This window comes from Nostocoides sp., from assembly GCF_037045025.1.
Classification (GTDB): domain Bacteria; phylum Actinomycetota; class Actinomycetes; order Actinomycetales; family Dermatophilaceae; genus Nostocoides_A.
The window spans coordinates 479,320-504,803 of sequence record NZ_JBAOHM010000007.1 but is presented as its reverse complement, the minus strand read 5'-3'; the positions used below and the strand labels follow the sequence as shown (position 1 = coordinate 504,803).

The following is a 25,484-nucleotide window of genomic DNA, read 5'->3' as shown; positions in this document are numbered from 1 at the left end:
ACGGTGGGAGCATGGCCGAACCGCGCGTTGCCCTCGCCGCCCTCGTGACCGCCTTCGAGCGCCACCTGGAGGCGTGCGCCCAGCGGCGCGGTGAAGACGACCCGAGTGTCGTTGCGGCATACGACGATCTGGCCGACGCGTTCGAGGTCTATGACGAGGCCCTGCTCGAGGCGTATGGCGAGATGACCCCGCTCGACGTGTACTCCGAGACCGATGACGAGGTCGGCGACGATGACGACGATGCGGAGGACGGTCGCTACCTCGGGCTCGACGAGGAGGAGTTTGACGAGGATGACCTCGATGACGACCCCGATGACGAGGACGACTCGGACGACGATGACGACTCGGATGACGATGAGGGCGCCGACGAGGATAACTCCGACGACGAGTCGGACGATGACGATGACGAGTCCGAGGACGATGACGACCCGGCGACCGACGACGAGCCCGCGGCGCACCCGAGCTGAGCCGGTGACGGCCGGTGAGGTCGTCGCGGGTTAAACTAGCGCGTCCATCGGCGCTCGCTCAGGCAACGTTCAGCCTGGCGTGGCAGCCTGCGCGGGGCCATTTCCGGCCCTGACCCGACCCCCCGAGGATTCCCGTGCTCAGCTACTTCGACGCCGTCGTGCTCGGTGTCGTCGAGGGACTCACCGAGTTCCTCCCCGTCTCCTCCACCGGCCACCTGACGGTCGCCGAGAAGATCCTTGGGTCGCAGGTCGACGACCCGGTCGTGACGGCCTACACGATCATCATCCAGTTCGGCGCGATCGTGGCCACCTTCATCTTCTTCGCCCGCAAGATCGGCCGGCTTTTTCTCGCCTGGGTGCGGGGGCTGTTCGATGCCGAGCGGCGCGGGCACGATTACACCCTGGCGTGGGCGGTCATCGTCGGGTCGCTGCCTGTGGGCGTGGCCGGCTTCCTCGGCCGGGACCTGATCGCCGGCCCGCTGCGCAATCTGTGGGTGGTCGCCGGAGCGCTGGTGTTGTGGAGTGCCGTCATGGTGTGGGCCGAGCGCCGGCACGACGCCCTCGCGGCCGTCGGCGACCAGCGTGGCGAGGGTCAGGTCAGCCTGCGTGACGGCGTGCTTATCGGTCTGGCGCAATGCTTCTCGCTGATCCCGGGCGTCTCTCGCTCCGGCGCGACGATCTCGGCCGGGCTGCTGCGCGGCATCGACCGGGTCACCGCGACCGAGCTGAGCTTCTTCATGGCCATCCCCGCGCTCACCGCGGCCGGAGTCTTCCAGGCCGTCGAGGAACGCCACGGCTTGGCCAGCCTGGGCATCGGCCAGATGATCGTCGGCATCGTGGTCGCCTTCGTCGTCGCCTACGCCTCGATCGCGTGGCTGTTGAAGTTCGTCGCGACCAACTCCCTGATGAGCTTCGTCAGCTACCGGGTCGTCGCCGGCCTGGCGCTGGCCGCCGCACTGGGCCTCGGCTGGCTCGCCGCCACCTGACCGCGCTCATGACGATGCCGTGAGATGGGGCCGCGCCAGCGGACCCGCCGAGCGGGGGAGGAATGAGCGCAAATGTGATCAGAGCCAGCCGGACTTGCGGAAGGCGCGATAGAGCACCACGCAGACGGTGATCATGACCGCGAGCAGCGCGAAGTAGCCGTACTTCCACCGTAACTCGGGCATGTTGTCGAAGTTCATGCCATAGACGCCAGCCATCATGGTGGGGACCGCGGCGATCGCCACCCACGCCGAGATCTTGCGCATGTCCTCGTTCTGCCGCACCCCGACCCGGGCGAGATGGGCGTTGAGGACATCGGTGAGCAGGCGTTCATACGACTCGATGTGGTCGATGACGCGGGCGAGGTGGTCGGCGACATCGCGCAGCAGCAGCTTGGCCTCAGTGCTGGTGACCGGGCTGCTCGGGCCGGTCATCATCGCCAGCGAAACCCGCAGCGGCTCGGCCGCACGCTTGAATTCCAGCACCTCGCGTTTGAGCAGATAGATCCGCTCGGAGTGCACATCCCTGGCCCCGGCGAAAACCCCGGACTCGATGGCCTCGAGGTCGACCTGCAACTCCTCGTCGATGCGCATGTAGTTGTCGACGACCGAGTCGATCACGGCGTGGAAGGCGGCCACCGAGCCTAGGCGCAGCGTCTCGGGGTGCCTTTCTAGCCGCTGCCGGACCCCGGTCAGCTCGTTGAGTTCGCCCTGGCGGACCGTGACCAGGAAGCGGTCGCCGAGGAAGACCATGACCTGGCCGGTCTCGATGTCGGAGGTGGCATCGACATACCGCAGCGTCTTGAGCACGGCGAAAACATTGCCGTGATAACGCTCGATCTTGGCGCGCTGGGAGTCGCTGAACACATCCTCCACCGCCAGTTGGTGCAGCCCGAGCTCGTCCTGCACCAGTTTGAACTCCTCCCAGGCTGGGTCCTTCAACCCGATCCACAGGAAGGACGGCTCGTCCGGCTCCAGTCGCAGGGATGCGAGTTCGTCGCTCAGGTCCCCGCACGGCATCCGCTCGCCGTGGATGTATTTAGCCTGATCGACGATCACAAGGGACACCCAACCATGCGGCCCGACTCGGCGCATCACTTCGGCGCCTAGGCTTTGGCCGTATGCCGCTCCTCCTGCTGATCCGCCACGGCCGCACCGCCGCCAACACCGGCGCCGTGCTCGCCGGCTGGACCCCCGGCGTGGGCCTGGACGAGACCGGGCAGGGCCAGGTCAGTGCCCTGGCCGAGTTGCTCGGCGGGCTCCCCGTGCGACGGCTGGTCGCCAGCCCGCTGCAACGGGCCCGCGAAACCGCGGCGCCGCTCGCCGCCGCCTGGGGCCTGGAGCCGGTGATCGAGGAGGACCTGGGGGAGTGCCGCTATGGTGCCTGGACGGGCCGCCCGATTGCCGAACTCGTCAAGGAACCGCTGTGGCCGACGATTCAGGCCACGCCATCGCGGGCCCGCTTCCCCGACGGCCCGGACCATCCCGGCGAGTCCCTCGCCGAGATGTCCGCCCGCGCCGTTGCTGCCGTGTGCCGGCATGACCACCTGGTCGCCGACGAGCACGGCCCGCACGCGATCTGGGCCGCAGTCAGTCACGGTGACGTCGTCAAGGCGATCATCGCGGACGCCCTCGGCAGCCACCTCGACCAGTTCCAGCGGATCCACGTCGCGACCGCGTCGGTGTCGGTGCTGCGGATCGGCCCGGGCCGCCCGATGCTGCTGCGCGTCAATGGCACCGGCCACGACCTGACCGAGTTGCTCGCGCCGCCGCCGGACCCGACACCGGCAGGGGATGGCCAGGTCGGCGGCGGCCGGTGACCGGGCGGCGGGTTAGGGTCGCTCCATGACCCTTGTCGACTACGACCCGCCGGACCGGTTCGTCGCCGGCACGGTTGGGCCGCCCGGGCAGCGCACGTTCTTCTTGCAGGCCACCCGCGGTGCCCAACGGACGACGGCTTCCTTGGAGAAGGTCCATGTCGACGTGGTCGCCGACCGGATCAAGGATCTGCTCGAGGCCACCGCCCAGGTCCCGGCCACCCCGGCCGCCGCCGACAACGGCCCCCTGGACACCCCGTTCGAGGACGACTTCCGGATCGCCAGCATGTCGCTGGCCTGGGACGACGCCCGCCACGTCGTCGTCTTGGAATGCCACGACCGCGACCCCGGTGCGGACGAGGAGGAGCAGGCCAAGATCCGCGCCGCCGGCTTGCCGGCGCAGCTGCAGGGCATGCGCGTGACGCTGGCCCCGGATGCGGCCCAGGAGTTCGCCCGCCGGTGCAAGGCGCTGATCTCGGCCGGCCGGCCGCCGTGCCCCTTCTGTGGCGGCCCCCTCGACCCGGAGGGTCACATCTGCCCACGAGCCAACGGGTACCGACGCTGATCGGCGCCACGGACCTCGCGCACGCCCCGGTGCACGTCATCGGGCAGATCCGCGGCGCCTCCAACACCACGGTCCTGGCCCGGCTGGACGACCCCGACGCGGGCCCGCTCGTTATCTACAAGCCGATCTCCGGCGAACGCTGGCTGTGGGACTTCCCCGAGGGCACGCTCGCCGGCCGCGAGCGCGCGGCATACCTGCTGAGCGAAGCCGGCGGCTGGGGATGCATCCCCCGCACCGTGCTGCGGGACGGTCCGCGCGGCCCGGGCATGGTCCAGGAGTGGATCGGCGAGCCCGGACAGGTCGCCTCGGTCGTGCGGCTCATCCGGGCCGGCTCCTCCGCCCGGGGGCTGATCCCGGTGATGCGGGCGAGCGACGAGCGGGACCGGCCGGTGCTGCTCGCCCACGAGGATGCCGATGACGTGCGGGCGCTGGCTGTGCTCGATGTCGTGCTGAACAACACCGACCGCAAGGGCGCGCACGCCTTCCGGCACGAGGGCCGGCTGTATGCCGTCGACCACGGCGTGACCTTCCACGTCGAGGACAAGCTGCGCACCGTGCTGTGGGGGTGGGCCGGGGATCCGCTTCCCGACGCTGAGGTCGACCGGTTGCACGGCGTGGCGCGTGCCTTGGCGCCCGATGGGCCGCTGGTTGCCGAGTTGGGCGAGCTGATCGCGCTCGCCGAGATCGCCGGGCTGCGACGGCGAGTGGCCGACCTGCTGCACGATCGCTGCCATCCGCAGCCGTCGGGCGGATGGCCGGCGATCCCGTGGCCACCGATCTGAGCTGAGCTGCCGATCTGAGCGGGGCTGCCGATTTGAGCTGGGCTGCAGACGCGTTCTGCGGCTGCGTAGAGTTTGCCGGGTGCAGACCTGGCCCACCGTCGTCATTCCCGCGATCCCCGGTCGCGGGCAGAGCCTGTCCATTCACGACACCGTCGCCGGCGCAGAGCCGGTGCCGGTCACCGGGCACGACGGGCAGGTCTCGATCTATGTCTGCGGGATCACGCCGTATGACGCCACCCACCTCGGTCATGCCGCCACCTATGTCACGTTCGACGTCATCGGTCGAGTGCTGCGGGATGCCGGCCTGCGGGTGCGTTATGTCCAGAATGTCACCGACGTCGACGAGCCGCTGCTGCAGCGGGCCGTCCGCGACGGCGTCGACTGGCGCGATCTTGCCGAGGCCGAGACCGCGCTCTTCCGCGAGGACATGACCGCGCTCGCGGTGCTGCCGCCCGACGAACTCGTCGGGGTCGTTGAGTCGATCGACCTGATCGCCGCTGCCGTGCAGCGGTTGGTCACCGACGGGGTGACCTATGCCCTGCCCGTCGAGGACAGCGCCGGGGAGGATATCTACCTCGACCTCGCCTCGGTGCCGGGCTTCGGTGAGGTCAGCTCGTGGTCGCGCGAGCAGATGGACGCCGTCATCGTCGAGCGCGGCGGCGACCCGAACCGGCCGGGCAAGCGTGACCCGCTCGACCCGTTGTTGTGGCGGGCCGAGCGGCCGGGCGAACCGTCGTGGAGCGCCGCCGGACTGGCGCCCGGCCGCCCCGGCTGGCATATCGAATGCACGGCGATTGCCGCCGACCGGCTCGGCCTGCCGATCGACATCCAGGGGGGCGGCAGCGACCTGGTCTTCCCACACCATGAGATGAGCGCCGCGCAGGCGACGGCGGCGGGGGCGGAGTTCGCCGCGGCATACGTCCACCAGGAGATGGTCGGGCTGCACGGGCACAAGATGAGCAAGTCCAAGGGCAACCTCGTCCTCGTCTCCCGGCTGCGCGCGGACGGGGTCAGCCCGATGGCGATCCGGCTGCTCCTGCTCGCCCACCGCTACGACGCCCCGTGGGACTACACCGAGGACGCGATGGCCGCGGCGACGACCCGGCTGGAGCGGTGGCGCGAGGGGCTGTCGGTCAACGAGGGGCCGAGCGCCGAGCCGGTGATCGCGGCCATCCGCGAGACGCTCGCCAACGGGCTGGACACCCCGCATGCGCTGCGGCTCGTCGACGCCTGGGTCGAGCAGGCCGTGCGGGGCGAGCCGGGCGACCCGGCCGCCCCCGGGCTGCTGGCGCGCACCATCGACGCCCTGCTCGGCGTGCGCGTCTAGCGATGGGGGCCTTCGCCGGCCGGTGCCACTGGACAAAAACGGGACGAGTTCTCCATTCACCAGCGGATCTCCTGCCCGATTCGTAGCGTCGAGCTGTCCTCGCCGACGAGGACCTCGCATGATCAATCGGAGGAGAAATGTCCAAACTAGCTGCACCACTTGCCGCCATCACGCTCGGCGTCCTGGCAACGTCGGGGCTGTCTCTGCAGTCGCTGCCCCGCCCGCGGCCGCCGCTCCGGCCGCGTCCGCGGCCGCTGCCCTCGGGCCCGCGCGCTCCGAGGCCGCCCTGACCGAGAGGATCTTGATTACCATCAGCGGCAACCTCTACACGATCAAGCCCGACGGAAGCGCGTTGCGCCAACTCACCACGGGGGGACGGGCACCCGACAGCGAACGGATCGCCTTCCAGCGGGTGGATGTGAACAACTACAAGAACGGGGGTATCGCCGTCATGCGGGCCACCCCCGGGGCCGCGGTGAAGATCCTGCGCAAGAACCCGCATAACTCGGACGCGTACTCCGAGTTGTGGATTCAGCCGGACTGGTCGCCCAGGGGCGACAAGATCGCGATCGGCCACGAATCGAACTACGACCACACCTTCGTCGACGCCCACGTCATTTCGGAACCACCGGAGCCGACCTGGACATCTCGGTCGCGGGCTGGGAGACCGAGTTCGATCCCCACGGGCACCTGGGTGGCCGGCTACGACTGGGATTACGACGCCCGGCACGACGTCATTCAAGACGAACATCAAGACCGGCCAGGTCGTTGAATTCCACCTCCCGGCGAGGCCGACCCGCCCACATACATGGTGTGGTCACCGAACGGCGCGATGCTGGTCGCGCGCTATGACGCGAACGGCGACTACGACGACGATCTGTGCCTGATGCGTCCGGACGGAACCGGGACCCGGATGATCAAGGCCGGCTCGGCCACCCGCAAGATCGCCCCCCGGAGCTGGCGGAACTTCTAGTCGAGGTGCTACGTCACTGCTTCCCTGGCGGAAGCACAAGACTGGTCACTGCTTCCGCAGCGGAAGCACAGACGAGTCACTGCTTCCACAGTGGAAGCAGTGACGTAGCGTCGCCGAGGTCAGCTCTCGGGTTCGGTGTCGGGCTGCTGTCGCAGGTAGCGCTCGAATTCGCGGGCGATCGCATCGCCGCTGGCCTCGGGCAACTCGGCCGTGTCCTGGGCCTGCTCGAGGGCTTCGACGTATTCGGCGACTTCTTCGTCGGTCTCGGCCAGCTCGTTGATGCCGCTCTCCCAGGCACGGGCGGAGTCGGCGAGATCGCCGAGGGGCAGCGGGTGGCCGAGGATCTGCGCCAGTCGGGTCAGCAGCGCCAGCGTCGCTTTGGGGGAGGGGGAGTGGCCGGCATAGTGCGGGACGGCGGCCCAGCACGAGATGGTCGTCAGGCCGGCCTGGGTCGCCGCGTCGGCTAGGACGCCGACGATTCCGGTCGGCCCCTCGTAGCTGCTGTGCTCCAGATCGAAGCGGTGCTGGGTCTGCTCGTCCTCGGAGGTCGCCGTCACCGGGATCGGGCGGGTGTGCGCGATATCGGCCATCAGCGCGCCGAGGCTGAGCACCGTCGAGATGCCGGCGTCCTGCGCATACGCCATGAGTTCGACGATGAAGCCGCGCCAGCGGAAGCTCGGCTCGATGCCGCTGACGAGCAGCACGTCCCGGCCGAGTTCGCGCGGCCGGGCCAGCAGGATGCGGGTCGTGCGCCATTGGATGCGGCGACGACCGTCTTCCAGCACCGCGCGCGGGCGATTGACCTGGAAGTCGTAGTAGTCCTCCGGGTCCAAGGCCGCCACCGGCACCGCGTTCCAGGCCACGGCCAGGTGGTGCACGGCGTCGCTGGCGGCCTCACCGGCGTCGTTCCAGCCCTCGAAGGCCACGATCATCACCGGGTCGCGCAGCTCCGGCAGGTCTTCGAGTTCGATCATGCGACCACCCTACGACCGCTATCGGTGTCCGGGGCCGGCTTCCTCGTAGACTCACCCGGTGGCGAAGTCCCACCCGATGGCGGCGGTCATGTGGGACATGGACGGCACGCTGGTGGACACCGAGCCCTACTGGATTGCCGCCGAGCACGAGCTGGTGGCCAACCACGGCGGCCACTGGAGCGAGGAATTCGCCCACCAGCTCGTCGGCAACCCGCTGCTGGTCTCGGCGCAGTTCATCATCGACAACTCGCCGGTTTCGCTCTCGCCCGAGGAGGTCGTCGCCGCCCTCTTAGACCGGGTCGTCGCCCAGGTGACCGAGCACGTCCCGTGGCGCCCGGGCGCGTTGGACCTGCTCGCGGACCTGCGCGCCGGCGGGATCCCGTGCGCTCTGGTGACGATGTCGTGGCGCCGACTGGCCGACGCCGTCACTTCGGCGATGCCCGGCCCGCCCTTTGAGGTCGTCATCACCGGCGAGCATGTCGAGAACGGCAAACCCCACCCCGAGCCCTACCTTGCGGCCGCCGCGGCGCTCGGCGTCGATCCCGGCGACTGCGTGGCGATCGAGGACTCGGCCAAGGGGGTCGCATCGGCCGTCGCCGCCGGCATCCCGACCATCGCCGTCCCCCACGTCGTGCCGATCCCGCCGCTCGCCGGCGCGGTGCAGATCGACACCCTGGCCGGTCTGACCACGGCCCAGCTCCGGCAGCTGACGGCTGGCCTGGCCGCGCGCTCGGGGTGACGGGTCACTCGGGGTGACGGGTCACTCGGGGTGACGACTCACTCGGGGTGATAGGCGAGGTTGGGGCCGAGCCAACGCTCGGCCTCGGCGAGCGCCCAGCCCTTGCGGGCGGCGTACAACTCGACCTGGTCACGGCCGAGGCGACCGACGACGAAGTACTGCGCCTGCGGATGGGCGAAATAGAGGCCGCTGACGGCCGCACCGGGCCACATCGCCATCGACTCGGTCAGTTCGATGCCGGCGACCGCGTGGGCATCGAGCAGCTCCCAGATGGCCTGCTTCTCGGTGTGGTCGGGGCAGGCCGGATAGCCCGGGGCAGGCCGGACACCGCGGTAGGCCTCTGCGATCAACGCCTCGTTATCGAGGTCCTCCTCCGGGGCGTAGCCCCAGAATTCGGTGCGCATCCGCTGGTGCAGCCGCTCGGCGAACGCTTCGGCCAGCCGGTCGGCCAGCGACTCCAGCAGGATCGCCGAATAGTCGTCGTGCTCGGCCTTGAACGCCTGCACCCGCTCGGCGGCCCCGAGGCCGGCGGTCACGGCGAAGGCGCCGACCCAGTCGGGGATGGCGTCCTCGGGGCGGGCGACGAAGTCGGCGTTGGACCGGTTGGGCACGCCCTCGCGGTGCTGGCCCTGCTGGCGCAGGTGATGCAGCCGCAGCCGCTCGCGGGTGCGGGACTCGTCGGCAAAAACGATCGTGTCGTCGCCGTCCCGGACGGCCGGAAAGATCCCGGCAATACCATTGGCCGTCAACCACTTTTCAGCGATGATCCGGTCGAGCATGGTCTGGGCGTCGTCATAGAGCTTGCGCGCCGCGTCGGCCGAGGCCGGATGATTGAGGATGTCGGGGAAGCGGCCGCGCATCTCCCAAGCGGCAAAGAACGGAGTCCAGTCGATGCACTCACGCAGCTCGGCCAGGTCGTAGTCGAGGAAGTGATGGATCCCGGGCTGCTTCGGCTGGGTCACCGTCTCCTCGGTGAAGGCGAGGGCGGGGGCGGCGGCCCGGGCCGCGGCATACGAGAGCAGCGGGCGCTCAGTGGACTTGGCGGCGTGCCGGGCGCGGATCGCGTCGTAGTCCTGCGCGACCCCGGCCATCAGCGCCGGCCGATGTTCGTCGGAAAGCAGCTGCGCGACAACGGGAACCGAGCGAGAGGCGTCCTTGACCCAAATCACCGGACCGTGGTAGCGCTCGTCGACCTTGACCGCCGTGTGTGCCTTGGACGTCGTCGCCCCACCGATCAGCAGCGGGATCTCGAACCCCTGCCGCTCCATCTCGGCTGCGACATTGACCATCTCATCGAGCGACGGCGTGATCAGGCCGGACAGGCCGATCGCATCGGCGCCGATCTCGCGGGCGGTGTCGAGGATCTTTTGCGCGGGCACCATCACGCCGAGGTCGTGCACCTCGTAGTTGTTGCATTGCAGCACAACGCCGACGATGTTCTTGCCGATGTCGTGGACATCGCCCTTCACGGTCGCGGTGACCAGCGTGCCCTTGGTGCGCTCGGCGTCGCCGGGCTGTTTCTCCGCCTCGATGAAGGGCACCAGGTGGGCGACCGCCTTCTTCATCACGCGCGCCGATTTCACCACCTGCGGCAGGAACATCTTCCCGGCGCCAAAAAGGTCGCCGACGACGTTCATGCCGTCCATCAACGGACCCTCGATGACCTCCAGCGGGCGCCCGCCGCGGCCGGCAATCTCCCGGCGCAGCTCCTCGGTGTCATCGACGACAAAATCGTCGATCCCCTTGACGAGCGCATGCGTGATCCGTTCCCCGACAGGGAGATTGCGCCACTCCGGTGCGCCCGCCTCGTCCTCGCCGGCGGCGATGTTGAAGCGTTCGGCGATCTCCAACAGCCGGTCGGCCGCATCGGGGCGCCGGTTGAGGATGACGTCCTCGATCCGCTCGCGCAGCTCCGGGTCGATCTGGTCATAGACGACGAGCTGGCCGGCGTTGACGATGCCCATGTCCATGCCGGCCTTGATCGAGTGGAACAAGAACACCGCATGGATCGCCTCGCGGACCGGGTTGTTGCCGCGGAAGCTGAACGACACATTTGACACGCCGCCGGAGACGAGCACGCCGGGCAGGTGCCCCTTGATCCACCGGGTCGCCTCGATGAAATCGCTCCCGTATGCCGCGTGCTCCTCGATCCCGGTCGCCACCGCGAAGATGTTGGGATCGATGATGATGTCCTCGGCCGGGAAGCCGACCTCGCCGGTCAGGATGTCGTATGCCCGCCGGCTGATCTCGGTGCGCCGCTGCAGCGTGTCGGCCTGGCCGTGCTCGTCGAACGCCATGACAACAACCGCCGCGCCGTATTTGCGGCACAGCCGGGCCTGCTCGACGAACGGCCCGACCCCCTCCTTCATCGAGATCGAGTTGACGATCGGCTTGCCCTGCACCACCTGCAGGCCGGCCTCGATGACCTCCCACTTGGAGGAGTCGATCATCAGCGGGACCGTGGAGATATCCGGCTCGGAGGCAATGAGTTTGAGGAAGCGATCCATCGCGGCGACGCCGTCGATCATGCCCTCGTCCATGTTGACGTCGATGACCTGCGCGCCGGCCTCGACCTGCTGGCGGGCGACCGACAGCGCCGCGGGATAGTCCTCGGCCTGGATCAGCTTGCGGAAGCGCGCGGAACCGGTGAAATTGGTCCGCTCGCCGACGTTGACGAACAGGCTGTCCGCGGTGATGCTCAGCGGCTCCAGGCCGGACAGGCGCATCGCGGGGGGAGCCGTCGGAACCTGCCGGGGTGCCAGCCTCTCGACCGCCGCGGCGATCGCGGCGATGTGCTCGGGGGTCGTGCCACAACAGCCGCCGACCAGGTTCACCAGCCCGGACCGCGCGAATTCGCCCACGGCCGCGGCGGTTTCAGCGGCGGTCTCGTCATACTCGCCAAAAGCGTTGGGTAGTCCGGCATTCGGATAGCAGGAGACGAACGTGTCTGCGACGGCGGCGACTTCGGCGATAAACGGGCGCATTTGCGCGGCACCGAGCGCGCAGTTGAAGCCGACCGCGATCGGGCGTGCGTGCCGCACCGAGTGCCAGAACGCCTGCGCGGTCTGGCCCGCGAGGGTGCGCCCGGAGGCGTCGGTGATCGTCCCGGAGATGATCACCGGCCAGCGCCGGCCGTGGTCCTCGAAGAGGGACTCGAGGGCGAAGATCGCCGCTTTGGCGTTGAGCGTGTCGAAGATCGTCTCGACGGCAAGGACGTCGGCGCCGCCCGCGATCAGGCCCTCGGCCTGCTCGCGATAGGCGGCGACCAGTTCGGCATACGTGATATTGCGCGCCCCGGGGTCGGTGACGTCGGGAGAGACCGAGGCGGTCTTGTTGGTCGGCCCGAGCGAACCGACGACGAACCGCGCAATGCCCGGGTCGGCGGCGAGCGCTGCGTCGACGGCCTCGCGGGCTAGGGTCGCGGCCGCGACATTGAGTTCGTGGGCCAGCTCCTGCATCCCGTAGTCGGCGAGCGAGATCCGCTGGCCGTTGAAGGTGTTGGTCGAGATCAGGTTGGCCCCGGCGGCGAGGTAGTCGTCGTGGATGGCCCGGATGAGCTGCGGCTGGGTGAGCGAGAGCAGGTCGTTGTTTCCGACCAGGTCGCTGGACCAGTCGGCGAACCGCTCGCCGCGGTAGTCGGCCTCGCCGAGCCGGTGGCGCTGAATCATGGTACCCATCGCGCCGTCGAGGACGAGCAGCCGCTGCCGCAACAGCGTGGTCAGGGTCTCGGTGGCGTCCGGGCGAACAGGCATGCGGGACATTATCCGGGACGGCGACGAGTAGCCGTGATCCACCAGCGCAGGAGCTTCCGATCGCTCGGCAGGACAGTCGGGGCCCGCACGAGTAACCTTGCCGTATCCGTCCCCACGCCAATGAGCCTCGAGCGGAAGGGTGACACTTTGAAACACGAGACTACCCACGCTCATCGCATGATCGTCCTCGGGACCCGGCCGGCCCTGGGGGCGCCAACCACGGAGCTGTCCGGGCGGTGGGATAGGTTCCTCGCCATGAGCAGCGCGCCGGATCCGCATCGCCGCGCGGGCATCCGCCTGGCGACGATCGCCGGCGTGCCGGTCTATCTCGGCACCACCTGGCTGATCCTGGCGGCGGTGATCATCGTGCTGATCGGCCCGCAGGTCAACGCCAGCCGCCCCGACCTGGGGACGGCGGCGGCATACGGCATCGGGGCGCTGTATGCCGTGATCCTGCTGGTCGCGGTCCTGGTCCATGAGGCGGCGCACGCGGTCGCCGCCCGCGCCTTCGGCTTCCCCGTCCACCGCGTCGTCGCCGACGTGTGGGGCGGGCACACCGCCCTCGACGTCAGCAAGGCGCGCCCCGGCGCGAGCGCGATCGTCGCCGCGGTCGGGCCCGCGTCCAATGCCGTGCTCTGCGCCATCGGCTTCGCCGTCGCCGCCGGTATGGACAGTGGCGTCCCCCGCGGGCTGGTCCACGCCTTCGGATACCTCAACGGCATGCTCGCCCTGTTCAACATCCTGCCCGGCCTGCCGCTGGACGGCGGCCAGATCGTCGAGGCGCTCGTCTGGCGGGTCACCGGCAGCCGGGCGCGGGGACGCATGGTCGCCGGGTATGCCGGGCTGGGCATCGCCGCAATCGTGCTGTGGTGGTTCATCGCTCGCCCGCTGGCCGCCGGGGAGCGGCTCGATCTCGGCTATTCCGGATGGGGCCTGCTGATCGCGTTCTTCCTCTTCCAAGGCGCCCGCTCGGCGATCGGCTGGGGCAAGGTCACCCAGCGGATCGAGGGAGTGCGGGTGGTCGACGTCCTCACCCCGGTCGTCGCCGTCCCCCAGCAGACGAGCATCGCCGACCTGCCCACCGGGCTGCCTCCCGTCATCGTCGACGCCACCGGGCGTCCCGTCGGGCTGATCGACGCCCAGGCGCTCGCGGCGGTGCCGCCCGAGCAGGCACGGCAGACGCCGGTCGCGGCGGTGACCGTGCCGCAGCCGCCCGCGTGGGTCGTCGACGTCGACCCCGATGCGCCGCTGACGAGCGCGGTCGGCTCGTTTGCCGATATCCCGTCCGGCATCCTCGCGCTCTACCTCGACGGTCGCCTCCTCGGCGTGCTCACCGCCGCCCGCGTCAACGAGCGCCTTCAGTCCCGCTGACCCAACAACGAGGTCCGTATCGTCCCAAGGTCTGGATGATCGGGTGAGGGTGTCCTTGAGGTTGATGGAGGGCCATCGTGAAGAAGAACCGCATCGTCACAATGCTCACCGCGACGCTGCTGCTCGCCCTGGCCGGCACCGGGGCAGCAGCCGATCCAACGGATCACCGAGAGGTCATCAACGGCGACTTGCTCATAACCCACGGGGGCGAACTCTTCCTCGTGGACGCCGCCGGCGGGAATTCGCGTCAGATCACCCACGACGCCGATCCCTTTACCACCGCGGAGTTCTCGCCAGACGGGAGTCGCATCGTTTTCGCGGCCTTCCCGGACTACGACGAGACCGGGAGCGACAATGTCGACCTGTTCGTCATGAACGCCGACGGCACCGGCGTGGTCCGGGTGACCTCGACGGCCAACGCCATTGAGGACTATCCGACCTGGTCGCCGGACGGCTCCGAGATCGCCTTCGTCAAATTGTCCGCAAGCAGCAACTGGAGCCCCGACCTGATGGCCATGGCACCGGCCCCGGGGCAGCTCAGCGAACGATCCGTTCCGCTGTGGGACGGCCGCACTGCAGCCCGTTGAGTTGGGCCCATCCACGTTGGTCGCCGGTCAGGAACCGCATCGCCACAGTTCGTCGGTGTGAGCGTCGGGGTGACCAATACACGACCCTTCAGATGGTCGCCCCAGACGGAAGCCTGGGCAGATCGGTTCCTGCAGACGTGTCCGTTTCCGTCAATCGGGCCGGCACGCGGGTGGCTACCTGGAACCCGATGCACCCGCTTAAGGGCATGACGATCATCCGAATGGACACCGGCGCGGCGACCAAGATCACACCGAACCTGGTCGAAAGCGCGCACGGCGTCTGGTCACCCGCGGGAGACCTGATCGCCTCCTGGGAGGAGGAGGACGACGTGAGCGGCGTCGTGATCAGGCGGCTGGATGGGTCGGGCAAGCGGCTGATCGTGCCGAATGCCTCGCCGCTGTCTTGGCGAGGCGCGCGGTGAGACTTTGCCTGGCGGCTAGGCTGGCCCGCCGTGGCGGTGATCGACGCAAACCTGCGACGCGGGCCCTTCCGGCCGGGTGACCGGGTGCAGCTGACCGACCCCAAGGGACGCCTGCATACGATCACCCTGGAGGCCGGCAAGCAGTTCCACACCCACCGCGGCTTCCTGCGCCACGATGACCTGATCGGGGCGCCGGACGGCTCGACGATCACCAACACCGCCGGCACGCAATACCTGGCGATCCGGCCTCTGCTCGCCGACTACGTCATGTCGATGCCGCGCGGGGCCGCCGTCGTCTATCCCAAGGACGCCGGCCAGATCGTCACGATGGCCGACATCTTCCCCGGGGCGGTCGTCGTCGAGGCCGGTGTCGGCTCGGGCGCCCTGTCGATGTCGCTGCTACGGGCGATCGGCGAGGAGGGGCGGCTGCTGTCCTTCGAGCGGCGCGCCGACTTCGCCCAGATCGCCCGCGGCAACGCCCGCGCCTTCTTCGGCGCCGACCACCCGGCGTGGACGGTCACCGTTGGCGACCTCATCGAGGCGCTGCCCGCGGCCGTCGAACCAGCGAGCGTCGACCGCGTCGTCCTCGACATGCTCGCCCCGTGGGAGTGCCTCGACGTCGTCGCCGACGCGCTGCTGCCCGGCGGGGTGCTCATCTGCTATGTCGCGACCGCCACCCAGCTTTCCCGCGTCGCCGAGGCGATCCGCGACCACGGCGGCTACACCGAGCCGCAGGCCTGGGAGTCGCTGGTCCGCGGCTGGCACCTGGAGGGCCTGGCCGTCCGCCCCCAGCACCGGATGCACGGCCACACCGGCTTCCTGATCACCACCCGCCGCCTGGCCCCCGGCGTCACCCCGCCGCTGCGCAAGCGCCGCCCCGGCGGCTACACCGTCGACGCCGACCGGCAGGACGGGTGGAGCGAGGACGACTTCGGCGAACGGGTGCCCAGCCCCAAACGGGTGCGCCGCACCGCGCGCGCCCTCGCGCCCCCGGCGGGGGACGGGTGACCGGCGAACGCCCCCGTGCCCAAAATCGCACGGCTCGCCAGGTGATCCCTCTGCCCGTTTGCCGCGCCCGCGGGTTAAGGTCAAAGGGCATGGCCGCGCCACGTGGCGCGGCCCTTTGACTCAAAGGGGGTCGTCATGGCCGAGGAGCAGCGCATCGAATTGCGCCGTCTGCAGTCGCAGCTGGCGACGATGTCCGCCCAGAACGACCGGCTGGTGCGCACGCTGCGCGACGCGCGCGAGCAGTTGGTCAACCTCAAGGCAGAGGTGGACCGGCTGGCGAGTCCGCCTGCGGCATACGGAATCGTCGTCGAGGTCCGCGAGGACTCGACCGCCGACATCCTCACCGGTGGCCGCAAGATGCACGTCGCGGTCAGCCCCACGGTCAACCTCGGCGAACTCAAGCCGGGCCGGGAGGTGCGCCTGAACGAGGCGCTCAACATCGTGGCCACCTGCGGCTTCGAGCGGGTCGGCGAGGTCGTGCTGATCAAGGAGTTGCTCGAGCCCGACCGGGTCCTGGTCGTCGCTCACGCCGACGAGGAGCGCGTATGCCGCCTGGCCGACTCGCTGCTCGACGAACCGATCCGCGTCGGTGACGCGCTGCTGCTGGAGCCGCGCTCCGGTTTCGTCTTCGAGCGCATCCCCAAGGCCGAGGTCGCCGACCTCGTGCTGGAGGAGGTCCCCGACATCGGGTATGAGGACATCGGCGGCCTACGCGGGCAGATCGAGATGATCCGCGACAGCGTGGAGCTGCCCTACCTGCATCCCGACCTGTTCACCGAGCACCAGCTCAAGGCCCCCAAGGGCGTGCTGCTGTATGGACCGCCCGGGTGCGGCAAGACGATGATCGCCAAGGCGGTGGCCGCCTCGCTGGCCCGCAAGGTCGCCGAGAAGGAGGGCAAGCCGCTGGCGAAGTCCTACTTCCTGAACATCAAGGGCCCCGAACTGCTCAACAAGTATGTCGGGGAGACCGAACGGCACATCCGGCTGATCTTCCACCGGGCGCGCGAGAAGTCCAATGACGGAACGCCCGTGGTCGTCTTCTTCGACGAAATGGATTCGCTGTTCCGCACCCGCGGCTCGGGGGTGTCGAGCGATGTCGAGACGACGATCGTCCCGCAGTTGCTCGCCGAGATCGACGGCGTCGAGGGCCTGGAGAACGTCATCGTCATCGGCGCGACCAACCGGGAGGACATGATCGACCCGGCGATCCTGCGCCCGGGCCGACTCGATGTGAAGATCAAGATCGAGCGCCCGGATGCCGAATCGGCGCGCGACGTGTTCCGCAAGTACCTCACCCCCGACCTCCCGCTGCACGCCGACGACCTCGCCGAGAACGGCGGCTCGCCCGAGGCGACGGTCGAGGCGATGATCGAGGCGGCGGTGACCCGGATGTATTCGGAGCAGGACGAGAACCGTTTCCTCGAGGTCACCTACGCCGGGGGAGATAAGGAGATCCTTTACTTCAAGGACTTCAACTCCGGGGCGATGATCCAGAACGTCGTCGACCGGGCCAAGAAGACCGCGATCAAGGACTTCCTGACCACCGGGCAGCGCGGCATCCGAGTCGAGCACGTGTTGAACTCGTGCATCGATGAGTTCAAGGAGAACGAGGACCTGCCCAACACGACCAACCCCGACGACTGGGCGCGGATCTCGGGCAAGAAGGGCGAGCGGATTATCTATGTCCGCACGCTGGTTGCAACCAAGTCCGGCACCGAGCCGGGCCGCACGATCGACACGGTCACCAACACCGGCCAGTACCTCTAATCCGTCCCGCTCACCAGGCCCGGCCACCCCGGGCGTTGGCTCGCCGGAAGCGCCAGGCGAGGCCGGCGAGCAGCACGCCGAGCACCCCCGCGCCGACCGACGGCCACCTCCATCTTTCACCGCCGACCGCTCTCACCGGGTATTACGCACCTGGGGTGGGAATGGTTGGAAGCCGTCGGCGGGGATTGTCCCCAGCTCATGCCCGGCTCATGTCGCTGAGGTCGGCATTTCTGGCTGAGGTCTGCTGAGCAAACGTACGACCTCACCCAGAGATGCCGACCTCGGCGGTTCTTGGGGGAGCGGCGCCGCGGCGGGGTCGATCGGCACCGCGGGCGCCGGTTGCGAGTAGCGTTCGGGGCATGGCCCAGATAACGGTGATCGGCGGGGGTGTGGCCGGTCTGACCTGCACCCTGGAGCTGGCCCGGGCCGGGCACATCGTCCGGTGCGTGCGGGAAATCCCGGCCTCGTTGACGGTCTCCCGGGTGGCGGGCGGGTTGTGGTTCCCGTATCACGTCGAGCCGCGCGAACGCGTCCTGGAGTGGGGAATAGCCACCTTTCGCCGGTTCGCCGAACTCGCCGAAGACCCGTTCGCCGGGGTGCGTTTCGTTGAGGGGCTGATGGTTCACCGGGGAGAACCGGACCTGTGGTGGACCGCCGGTATCCCGATGGTCCGACCAGCTCACCCCGAGGAACTCCCTGACGGCGCCGTCGCCGGGACCGTGGCCAGCGTGCCGCTGATCGAGACCGGCGCACACCTGGCCTGGCTGGAGCGGCAGTGCTGGCTGGCCGGCGCCGAGGTCGCCTCCGGCAGGGTGGAGTCGCTGTCCCATGCGGCGCTCGCCGGTGCCGATGTCGTCGTCGTCGCCGCGGGACTGGGCTCGAGCGAGTTGGTCGATGACCCCGAGCTGGTGCCGGGGCGTGGGCAGGTCGTCCGTCTCCTCGACCCCGGGCTGCGGCGATGGTATGTCGACGGCGATGATCCCAACGCGCTGACCTATATCCTTCCGCACGGCAATGACGTGGTCTGCGGCGGCACCGACGTGGCCGGGTCGTGGGACACCGAACCTGACCCCGAGGTCGAGGCGGACATCCTCGCCCGGTGCCGGGCGGCCGTTCCGGAACTCGCCGACGCCCCGGTCGTCGGCCGGGCCGTCGGGCTGCGACCGAACGCACCCGCGGTCCGGCTGGAGCGACTGACGATCGCGGGCCGGACGGTGATCACCAACTACGGCCACGGGGGCGCCGGACTGACCTTGGCCTGGGGGTGCGCCGCCGAGGTCGTCAGCCTGGTCGAGCGCGGCTGAGCTGCCAGCCGGGCGGATCCGAGTGGCTGCGCGGGCCCGGCCGGTCAGCCGGCCAGAGCGGTGAAGGCGCCGAGGCCACACAACTCGGCGAGCGTTGCGGCAATCGCCGCATCCGCCGAGACCCCGCAGGCGACCGCGAGCGCCAGCACCGCGCGCAGCCGGGGACGGTCTCCGTCAAGCGCCGCCGCCCGCAATGCGGCGGCGACGACGAGCGCCGAATCGCGCACCGGCGGGCCGACGCTCGGCGGGGTGTCAGCGGCCGAGCTGGGAGCAGGGCCGACTTCGATGTCCGACGTGTGGGTGTCCGACGTGTGGAGGGACGCGAGGTGTTCACCCACGCGCCGGTCGGTGTCGGTCGCTGCCCACGGTTCGGGCACGCCGCCATGCTCCAGGGCGAGCGCCATGACCAGGGCGACCGAAAGCGTGGTCTCCAGGCCAGGTGCGAGTTCGCCGAGCGAGGCGGCGACGAGCAGCTCGTCGAGGGCGCAGCGCGCCGGCGCGGTCCACGGGGCCCCGAGAAGCGGCCAGGTGGCGAGCAATCGGGCGGTCAGCTCGTGGTCGCCAGCGGCGAGCGCGGCCCCGAGCGCCGCCTCGGCGTCGTCGAGCAGTTGCGGGACGGGCCGGGGCAGTCGGGGCAGGCAGCACCCGGCCTTGGTCGCCCGCACGAGTGCCTCGGTGAAGGCGATCAGGTCGGCGCGTTGGCTGTGCAGGACGTCGACCGGAGGGATCCAGGTGGTCGAGGACAGCAGCGCCGCCTCGACCGGGTCCCCGTCCCCGGCCAGCGCGGCGCGCAGTTCGGCGGCGGCGGTGGTAACGGCGGGATCGATCGCGCCCACCCGCGCGGCGCGCCGCACGACGGTGAGCACGGCGCTCGCCTGGCACGTGGCGCGGGTGCCGGCGACGGAGTCGTCACTCAATCCGGGAAGCTCGAGAGCGACTTCCCCGATCGCTCGACTCAGCGCCGCCGTCATGGCCGCACGGCGCTCGTTCAGTTGGTGGACCGTCTGCCGGGCAAGCATCTCGTCCCTTCCTACCTCGTCCCTACATCATCACTATGTGATGCTCAGATGACCGGCGGACACGCCGGGTTGATACATCTTGGGCACTGCAACCGAGTTGTGACCATGGGTGGATCGACCCACCGGTCCCCGGCGCGCCCCCCAAGGCAGGGGGCCCCAATCCCCGTAAGAATGTGGCCCGTTAGGGCACGACGACGGCCCGCGCGGTGAGCGCGCCCTCCTCGAGCTGGCGGTAGGCCTCGCCGGCCTGATCGAGGCCGAAGCGTTGGATGCTCGGGCGGATCTGGCCGCAGCGGGCCATCGCGACGACCTCGGTCAGCTCGGGCAGGCTGCCCCAATAGGTCGTGGCGAGGTTGCATTCATACGGGACAGTGAAGAAGCTCACCGCGACGCTGCCGCCGCCGATCCCGACGATCGTGACTGCCGAGCGGTGCTTGGCGCTGGCGACGGCCAGCTCCATCGTGGGCGTGGCCCCGACAAAGTCGAAGACGGCATCGCAGCCGCGCCCGCCGGTCAACTCCCGGACCTGGGCAGCGGCATCAGCGCCCGCCGCGACGACGTGGTCGGCGGCGTTCTCGGTGGCCAGGGTGAGCGCTTCGGGTTTGGCGTCGACGGCGATGACCACGGCACCGGTCAGCGCCTTGAGGATCTGCACGCCCACCTGGCCCAGGCCGCCGAGCCCGATTGCCAGGGCGTAGGAGCCGCCGACACCAAGATAGGGAAGCGCCCGTTTGATCGCGTGATAGGGGGTCAACCCGGCGTCGGCGAGCGGGGCGGCGAGCGCCGGATCAAGGTCGCCGATCGGCACCAGGTGGCGTGCCGGGACCGTCATGAACTCGGCCATCCCGCCGTCGCGGCCGAGACCGACCGCGGCCGGCAGCTCCGCGGCCCGCTCGCAATAGGTTTCGAAGCCCTCCAGGCAGGGCGGGCACAAACCACACCCGGTCGGGCCATAGACGAGGTATGCCGCGCCCTCGTCGACGCTCTTCACTCCGGCGCCGAGCGCGTGCACCCAGCCGGCGTTCTCGTGGCCGAGGACGAACGGCGGATTCCACGGGACGACGCCGGCCTCGAATTCGTTGTATAGGTGGACGTCGGAGTGGCAGCAGCCGGCGCCGCCGATCTTGAGCACGACCTCGCCGGGGCCAGGCTCCGGGTCGGGGAGTTCGACGAGTTCCGGGCGGGTCTTCCAGGCCGACAGCACGAGCGCGCGCATGGCGTCTTCTTTCTTGCTCAGGGGAATAGGGGCAACTGCGGTGGGGCATGCATGGGGTCGACGCCGTCGAAGAGGGTGGAGATCGAGGTGCCGGCATGGATGCGATAGATCGCCTCGGCGAACAAGCCGGCGACCGACCGGATCCGCAGCTGTGGCCAGCCCGGTGGCTCGGGCACGGTGTCGGTGGTGATGACTTGGCTGATCATCGGGTGCGTGGACAGCCGCTCGACGGCCTGGCCGCGGAAGAGCCCGTGTGTGCAGGCGACGGCCGCCTCGGTGCAGCCGAAGTCCTTGAGCCGATCCAGCAGTTCGATGATTGAGCCGCCGGTCGCGATCTCGTCATCGAGGATGATCGCCCGCTTGCCCGAGACGTCACCCACGATGGCGTCGATGACGACCTTGTCGTCGGCCTTGCGCTGCTTGGAGCCGGCCGCCACCGGCAGACCGAGCAGCCGGGAAAACTGAGTCGCCGTCTTGGCGTTGCCGAGATCCGGGGAGACGACCACCGAGTCGCTCAGGTCGTCCCCGCGGAAGTGGTCGGCAAGGATGCCGATCGCCGTCAGGTGGTCGACCGGCACCCGGAAGAAGCCGTGCACCTGCGGGGCGTGCAGGGTCATGGTCAGCACCCGGTCCACGCCGGCCGCGCCGAGCATGTCGGCGACCAACCGGCCGCCGAGCGAGATCCGCGAGGCGTCCTTCTTGTCGGAGCGGGCATACGCAAAGTGCGGAACGACCGCGGTGATCTGGGCGGCGCTGGCCCCCTTGGCCGCGTCGATCATCAACAGCAACTCCATCAGCGCCTCCTGCGTTGGGGGCGCGATCGACTGGATGATGTAGACATCCCGCTGACGGCAGTTGGCGAGCAGCTGCGCCTGCAGGCAGTCGTTGCTGAACCGGCTGGTGTGGCTGGCGGCGAGCGGGACCCCGAGGGCGTCGCAGATACGTTCGGCAAGCACGGGGTGGTTTGCCCCGGAGAAGACGACGATCTCCCGCATCCGAAGGGCTCCCTCGCGTTCGGCGGCCGTTCTCACGCTGTTCAAACCCTACGTCCGTGCGGGGGCTCTCGGCGAGGGCCGTCCACCGGAAGTCGGCCAGTTCACGCACTGGTCCGAGGTGCAATCCCGTTACTCGCTCGGGCGGACCCAGCGCCGGCACGCACGGCAAGAGAAAGTGCGCACCTGCTGTTTCTGCGCGTCCGCAGTTTATGGGCTAGGCTGGCCGGATGACGCTGCGGCAGGATTTGGCATACGAGCAGATCCGTGCGGCCATCGACGCCGCCGAGGGCAAGCCACCCGAGGAAGCCCTGCCGCAGCTGCGTGCCGCCGCCGAGCAGATCACCGAACTCATCGACGAATCGCTCGCCGCTGCCGTGCTCGACGGCGGCGCGTCGCTGCGGGCCGCCGGCGCGGCGGCCGGGCTGACCGAGAATGCGGTCGGCCCGCGGCTGGCCCGCACCCGCTCCCTCGCGCCCTATGCCAACGAGTCCGGCCGGGTGACCGCCGACGGCGTGCGGCGGGCGCAATACGACGCGGAACGGGGCATGCCCCCGCCCGCGTCCACACCCCAGGCGTCGCTGCGGTTCAAGCCGCGCCGGCGCGCCACCTGACCCCACCAGCACCGAGGACGAGGGCCCGCATGACCGACGCCAACCTGACCCACATCTACTTCCTGCTCGACCGCTCCGGCTCGATGCAGTCGATCAAGTCCGACACCGAGGGCGGGTTCGCCGCCTTTGTCGAGGCGCAGAAGAAGGCCGGCGGCGCCTGCAAGGTCACGCTCGCCCAGTTCGACACGCTGTATGATGTCGTCTACCAGGGCGTGGCTATCGCCGCGGTGGAGCCGCTGGACCTGCAGCCGCGCGGGATGACTGCCTTGCTCGACGCCGTCGGCCGCCTGGTCACCGATGCCGGCACCGCGCTGGCCGCCAAGCCGGAGCACGAGCGGCCGGGCACCGTGGTCGTCGCGATCATGACCGATGGGCTGGAGAACTCCAGCCGCGAATGGACCCACCCCGCGATCAAGGCCCTGATCGAGCAACAGGAGCGCGACTACAACTGGCAGTTCCTCTATATGGGCGCCGACCAGGACGCCATCGAGGTCGGTAAGTCGATCGGTATCGCCGCGCAGAACTCGCTGACCTATGGCCGCGGCTCGGTCGCTCCCGCCATGGCCGCCGCCGCCAGCATGGTCGGCGACCTGCGCCGCGCCCGGGCGGCCAGCCCGGCGGCCAAGCTGCGCGGCTACACCGCCGAGGAGCGGGCGAACTCGGCCGACTAGCGGCGGCATACGCTGGGGGACATGTCGGTGCGGCGCGTGATGGGGATCGAGACGGAATACGGGATCTCGATGCCCGGGGCGCCGCACGCCAACCCGATGGTCTTGTCCGGTCAGGTCGTCAGCGCGTATGCCGTGGCGCACGGCGTGCGCGCCGCCCGGGGAAGCTGGGACTACGCCGACGAGGCGCCGCTGCGGGATGCCCGCGGGTTCGAGATGAGCCGCGGGGTGGCCCACCCGTCGCAGCTGACCGACGAGTGGGGGATCACCGACGCCGCCGACGACCCGACGCTCGCGAACGTCGTGCTCACCAACGGCGCGCGGCTGTATGTCGATCACGCCCACCCGGAATACAGCTCACCGGAGGTGACCAACCCCCGGGATGCGGTCACCTGGGACCGCGCCGGCGAGCTGGTGATGCGCGAATCGGTCGCCACCTTGGCCGCCTCCCCGCCGGGGGTCAACCTCTACAAGAACAACACCGACGGCAAGGGCGCCTCCTACGGCACGCACGAGAACTACCTCATGCGGCGCAGCACGGCCTTTGCCGACATCGTCCGGCACCTGACTCCGTTCTTTGTCGCCCGGCAGGTCATGTGCGGGTCCGGGCGGGTCGGCGTCGGCACCGACAGCCAGTGGCCGGGCTATCAGATCGCCCAGCGCAGCGACTTCTTCGAGGTCGAGGTCGGACTGGAGACCACGCTCAAGCGGCCGATCATCAACACGCGCGACGAGCCGCACGCGACCGCGGACAAGTATCGCCGGCTGCACGTCATTATCGGCGACGCCAACCACTGCGATGTCGCCAACCTGCTCAAGCTGGGCACCACCGCGCTCGTCCTCGACCTGATCGAGGCCGGCGCGGTCACCGACGACCTGACCGTCCGCAACCCGGTCTCGACGCTGCAGGCGATCTCCCGCGACCCGTCCTGCACCCACAAGCTCGAGCTCGCCGACGGCCGCCGGCTGACCGCGATCGAGTTGCTCTGGCGCTACTTCGAGATGAGCCGGGCGCGGCTGGAGGCGACGGGGGAGGGGAGCGAGCGGCATACGGCCGAAGTCATGCGCTGGTGGGAAGACGTGCTGACCAAGCTCGAAGCTGACCCGATGGGCGCCGCCCGCGAGGTCGACTGGGTCGCCAAACTCCAGGTGCTGGAAGGCTTCCGGCAGCGCGAGGGCCTGGAGTGGAACGACCCGAAGCTCAAGGCGATCGACATCCAGTGGTCGGATGTCCGCCCGGACAAGGGTCTGTTCAACAAGCTGCGCGCCGCGGGCCGGTTCACCGAGTTGGTCGCCGAGGACGCCGTGCGCGCCGCCGTCACCGACCCGCCGCACGACACCCGCGCCTACTTCCGTGGCCGCTGCCTCGATCGCTTCGGCGACAATGTCGTCGCGGCCTCTTGGGACTCGGTGATCTTCGAGGTCCCCGGCCAGCGCGCCCTGCACCGGGTGCCGATGCTCGAGCCGTTGCGCGGCACCCGCGAGGCTGTCAGGGAGCTGTTGGACCAGGCCGACGACGTGGCCGACCTGATCCGATCACTTGCCGTCGCCGATTAGTCACCGACAAAGCTCGGCGCCGGAGGCGCTAAACCGTCGCGAACGCCGTTGGCGTCCCGATCGGTTCGGCCGCCGCCTCTTCGCGTCCCTGCTCGGCGAGGTGTCCCAAGGCGGCGGTGATCACCTGGGTGTCGCAAAAGATGTGCAACGACCGGATCTTGCCCCAAGCCAGCCGGACGACGTGCACGCCCTGGTTGGTGTAAGCCGCTCCTGCCGGATCGGTGAAATGGTCGATCCACTCGACCATCGCCACGGTGTCGTTGGGCAGGCCGCTGACCGAGATGCCGGTGATCTCGAACCGCAGATCAGGCAGCACCCGCCCGAGCCGGTCATACCACTGCTGAATTTGCGCGCTGCCCTGCCGACGCCCGCTCAGGGCGTGATCGCCCGAGAACCAGTGCTCGGCGTCAGGAGTGAACTGAGCGACGATCGCATCAAGGTTGCCGGCGTTCACCTGAGCGAACGACGACCGCAGCTTCTGTTTGACGATGGTGTGATACATGGAATTCCCCCTGGGACTCCAGCCAGTGTGATGGTTGACGAGGTCCGCGATGACCCGGGCGCCGATTGCGCCGCGGCG

At 69.5% G+C, this 25,484-nt stretch carries 25 protein-coding genes; 18 read left to right on the top strand and 7 right to left on the bottom strand.

The features are described from left to right. Positions 1–11: 11 nt before the first annotated feature. Together V9G19_RS07090 and V9G19_RS07085 are read left to right on the top strand one after the other, a co-directional pair. Positions 12–467: a hypothetical protein gene (locus tag V9G19_RS07090; protein ID WP_462284770.1), complete on the top strand. Its 456-nt coding sequence runs from the start codon at positions 12–14 to the stop codon at positions 465–467. 134 nt (positions 468–601) lie between these two features. Then, the gene (locus tag V9G19_RS07085) at positions 602–1,453 is read left to right on the top strand and encodes an undecaprenyl-diphosphate phosphatase (protein ID WP_462284769.1); all 852 of its coding nucleotides are present in this window, start codon (positions 602–604) and stop codon (positions 1,451–1,453) included. Positions 1,454–1,531: 78 nt separating this feature from the next. On the opposite strand, the gene corA is transcribed toward V9G19_RS07085, so the two are convergent. Continuing rightward, a complete protein-coding gene (gene corA / locus V9G19_RS07080; protein ID WP_462284768.1) occupies positions 1,532–2,518 on the bottom strand; it encodes a magnesium/cobalt transporter CorA in 987 nt (328 codons plus the stop codon). Between the two features lie 53 nt (positions 2,519–2,571). Between corA and V9G19_RS07075 the strand changes: the two genes are divergently transcribed. The 6 genes from V9G19_RS07075 to V9G19_RS07050 all read left to right on the top strand — a co-directional run bounded on the left by V9G19_RS07075 (position 2,572) and on the right by V9G19_RS07050 (position 6,914). Continuing rightward, positions 2,572–3,270 carry an MSMEG_4193 family putative phosphomutase gene (locus V9G19_RS07075; RefSeq protein WP_462284767.1) on the top strand — a complete coding sequence of 233 codons (699 nt, stop codon included), beginning with the start codon at positions 2,572–2,574 and terminating at the stop codon, positions 3,268–3,270. Positions 3,271–3,295: 25 nt separating this feature from the next. Continuing rightward, entirely contained in the window at positions 3,296–3,832 is a 537-nt protein-coding gene (locus V9G19_RS07070) for a DUF3090 domain-containing protein (RefSeq protein ID WP_462284766.1), read from the top strand. 29 nt (positions 3,833–3,861) lie between these two features. Continuing rightward, on the top strand, positions 3,862–4,614 hold the full coding sequence (locus V9G19_RS07065) for an SCO1664 family protein (RefSeq protein ID WP_462284765.1): 753 nt from the start codon (positions 3,862–3,864) through the stop codon (positions 4,612–4,614). Positions 4,615–4,693: 79 nt separating this feature from the next. Continuing rightward, positions 4,694–5,941 (top strand): cysteine--1-D-myo-inosityl 2-amino-2-deoxy-alpha-D-glucopyranoside ligase, encoded by a 1,248-nt coding sequence (gene mshC, locus V9G19_RS07060; RefSeq protein WP_462284764.1) that lies wholly within the window; start codon positions 4,694–4,696, stop codon positions 5,939–5,941. A 301-nt stretch (positions 5,942–6,242) separates the two neighbouring features. Further along, positions 6,243–6,713, top strand: a complete 471-nt coding sequence (locus V9G19_RS07055; RefSeq protein WP_462284763.1) for a TolB family protein — start codon at positions 6,243–6,245, stop codon at positions 6,711–6,713. A 36-nt stretch (positions 6,714–6,749) separates the two neighbouring features. Continuing rightward, complete coding sequence (locus tag V9G19_RS07050; RefSeq protein WP_462284762.1) at positions 6,750–6,914, top strand: hypothetical protein; 165 nt, start codon at positions 6,750–6,752, stop codon at positions 6,912–6,914. 119 nt (positions 6,915–7,033) lie between these two features. Here V9G19_RS07050 and V9G19_RS07045 read toward each other — a convergent pair whose 3' ends face one another. Continuing rightward, positions 7,034–7,888 carry a PAC2 family protein gene (locus V9G19_RS07045; RefSeq protein ID WP_462284761.1) on the bottom strand — a complete coding sequence of 285 codons (855 nt, stop codon included), beginning with the start codon at positions 7,886–7,888 and terminating at the stop codon, positions 7,034–7,036. 58 nt (positions 7,889–7,946) lie between these two features. On the opposite strand from V9G19_RS07045, the gene V9G19_RS07040 reads away from it, so the two are divergent. Next, positions 7,947–8,627, top strand: a complete 681-nt coding sequence (locus V9G19_RS07040) for an HAD family hydrolase (protein ID WP_462284760.1) — start codon at positions 7,947–7,949, stop codon at positions 8,625–8,627. Positions 8,628–8,665: 38 nt separating this feature from the next. On the opposite strand, the gene metH is transcribed toward V9G19_RS07040, so the two are convergent. Continuing rightward, positions 8,666–12,388 (bottom strand): methionine synthase, encoded by a 3,723-nt coding sequence (metH, locus tag V9G19_RS07035; protein WP_462284759.1) that lies wholly within the window; start codon positions 12,386–12,388, stop codon positions 8,666–8,668. Between the two features lie 246 nt (positions 12,389–12,634). Here metH and V9G19_RS07030 point away from each other — a divergent pair, with 246 nt between their 5' ends. From V9G19_RS07030 to V9G19_RS07005, 6 genes are all read left to right on the top strand, one after another. Further along, positions 12,635–13,750 carry a site-2 protease family protein gene (locus V9G19_RS07030; protein WP_462284758.1) on the top strand — a complete coding sequence of 372 codons (1,116 nt, stop codon included), beginning with the start codon at positions 12,635–12,637 and terminating at the stop codon, positions 13,748–13,750. 77 nt (positions 13,751–13,827) lie between these two features. Continuing rightward, positions 13,828–14,337: a TolB family protein gene (locus V9G19_RS07025; protein ID WP_462284757.1), complete on the top strand. Its 510-nt coding sequence runs from the start codon at positions 13,828–13,830 to the stop codon at positions 14,335–14,337. 221 nt (positions 14,338–14,558) lie between these two features. After that, on the top strand, positions 14,559–14,759 hold the full coding sequence (locus tag V9G19_RS07020; RefSeq protein WP_462284756.1) for a TolB-like translocation protein: 201 nt from the start codon (positions 14,559–14,561) through the stop codon (positions 14,757–14,759). A 30-nt stretch (positions 14,760–14,789) separates the two neighbouring features. Continuing rightward, positions 14,790–15,767, top strand: coding sequence for a tRNA (adenine-N1)-methyltransferase (locus tag V9G19_RS07015; protein ID WP_462284755.1), 978 nt, complete (start codon positions 14,790–14,792; stop codon positions 15,765–15,767). A gap of 135 nt (positions 15,768–15,902) precedes the next feature. Beyond that, the gene (gene arc, locus V9G19_RS07010) at positions 15,903–17,534 is read left to right on the top strand and encodes a proteasome ATPase (protein WP_462284754.1); all 1,632 of its coding nucleotides are present in this window, start codon (positions 15,903–15,905) and stop codon (positions 17,532–17,534) included. Positions 17,535–17,893: 359 nt separating this feature from the next. Continuing rightward, positions 17,894–18,838: an FAD-dependent oxidoreductase gene (locus tag V9G19_RS07005; RefSeq protein WP_462284753.1), complete on the top strand. Its 945-nt coding sequence runs from the start codon at positions 17,894–17,896 to the stop codon at positions 18,836–18,838. A gap of 44 nt (positions 18,839–18,882) precedes the next feature. On the opposite strand, the gene V9G19_RS07000 is transcribed toward V9G19_RS07005, so the two are convergent. The 3 genes from V9G19_RS07000 to V9G19_RS06990 form a co-directional block, all read right to left on the bottom strand. Continuing rightward, positions 18,883–19,857, bottom strand: coding sequence for a hypothetical protein (locus tag V9G19_RS07000; RefSeq protein ID WP_462284752.1), 975 nt, complete (start codon positions 19,855–19,857; stop codon positions 18,883–18,885). 181 nt (positions 19,858–20,038) lie between these two features. After that, positions 20,039–21,073 carry an NAD(P)-dependent alcohol dehydrogenase gene (locus V9G19_RS06995; protein WP_462284751.1) on the bottom strand — a complete coding sequence of 345 codons (1,035 nt, stop codon included), beginning with the start codon at positions 21,071–21,073 and terminating at the stop codon, positions 20,039–20,041. A gap of 17 nt (positions 21,074–21,090) precedes the next feature. After that, entirely contained in the window at positions 21,091–22,068 is a 978-nt protein-coding gene (locus V9G19_RS06990; RefSeq protein ID WP_462285042.1) for a ribose-phosphate diphosphokinase, read from the bottom strand. A 227-nt stretch (positions 22,069–22,295) separates the two neighbouring features. Here V9G19_RS06990 and V9G19_RS06985 point away from each other — a divergent pair, with 227 nt between their 5' ends. The 3 genes from V9G19_RS06985 to dop are packed head-to-tail and all read left to right on the top strand — an operon-like array spanning position 22,296 to position 24,904. After that, positions 22,296–22,679, top strand: a complete 384-nt coding sequence (locus V9G19_RS06985; protein ID WP_462284750.1) for a hypothetical protein — start codon at positions 22,296–22,298, stop codon at positions 22,677–22,679. 29 nt (positions 22,680–22,708) lie between these two features. Beyond that, a complete protein-coding gene (locus tag V9G19_RS06980) occupies positions 22,709–23,350 on the top strand; it encodes a vWA domain-containing protein (protein WP_462284749.1) in 642 nt (213 codons plus the stop codon). Positions 23,351–23,371: 21 nt separating this feature from the next. Then, on the top strand, positions 23,372–24,904 hold the full coding sequence (gene dop, locus V9G19_RS06975; RefSeq protein ID WP_462284748.1) for a depupylase/deamidase Dop: 1,533 nt from the start codon (positions 23,372–23,374) through the stop codon (positions 24,902–24,904). 28 nt (positions 24,905–24,932) lie between these two features. Here dop and V9G19_RS06970 read toward each other — a convergent pair whose 3' ends face one another. Then, positions 24,933–25,406, bottom strand: a complete 474-nt coding sequence (locus V9G19_RS06970; RefSeq protein WP_462284747.1) for a nuclear transport factor 2 family protein — start codon at positions 25,404–25,406, stop codon at positions 24,933–24,935. Between the last annotated feature and the right edge of the window lie 78 nt (positions 25,407–25,484).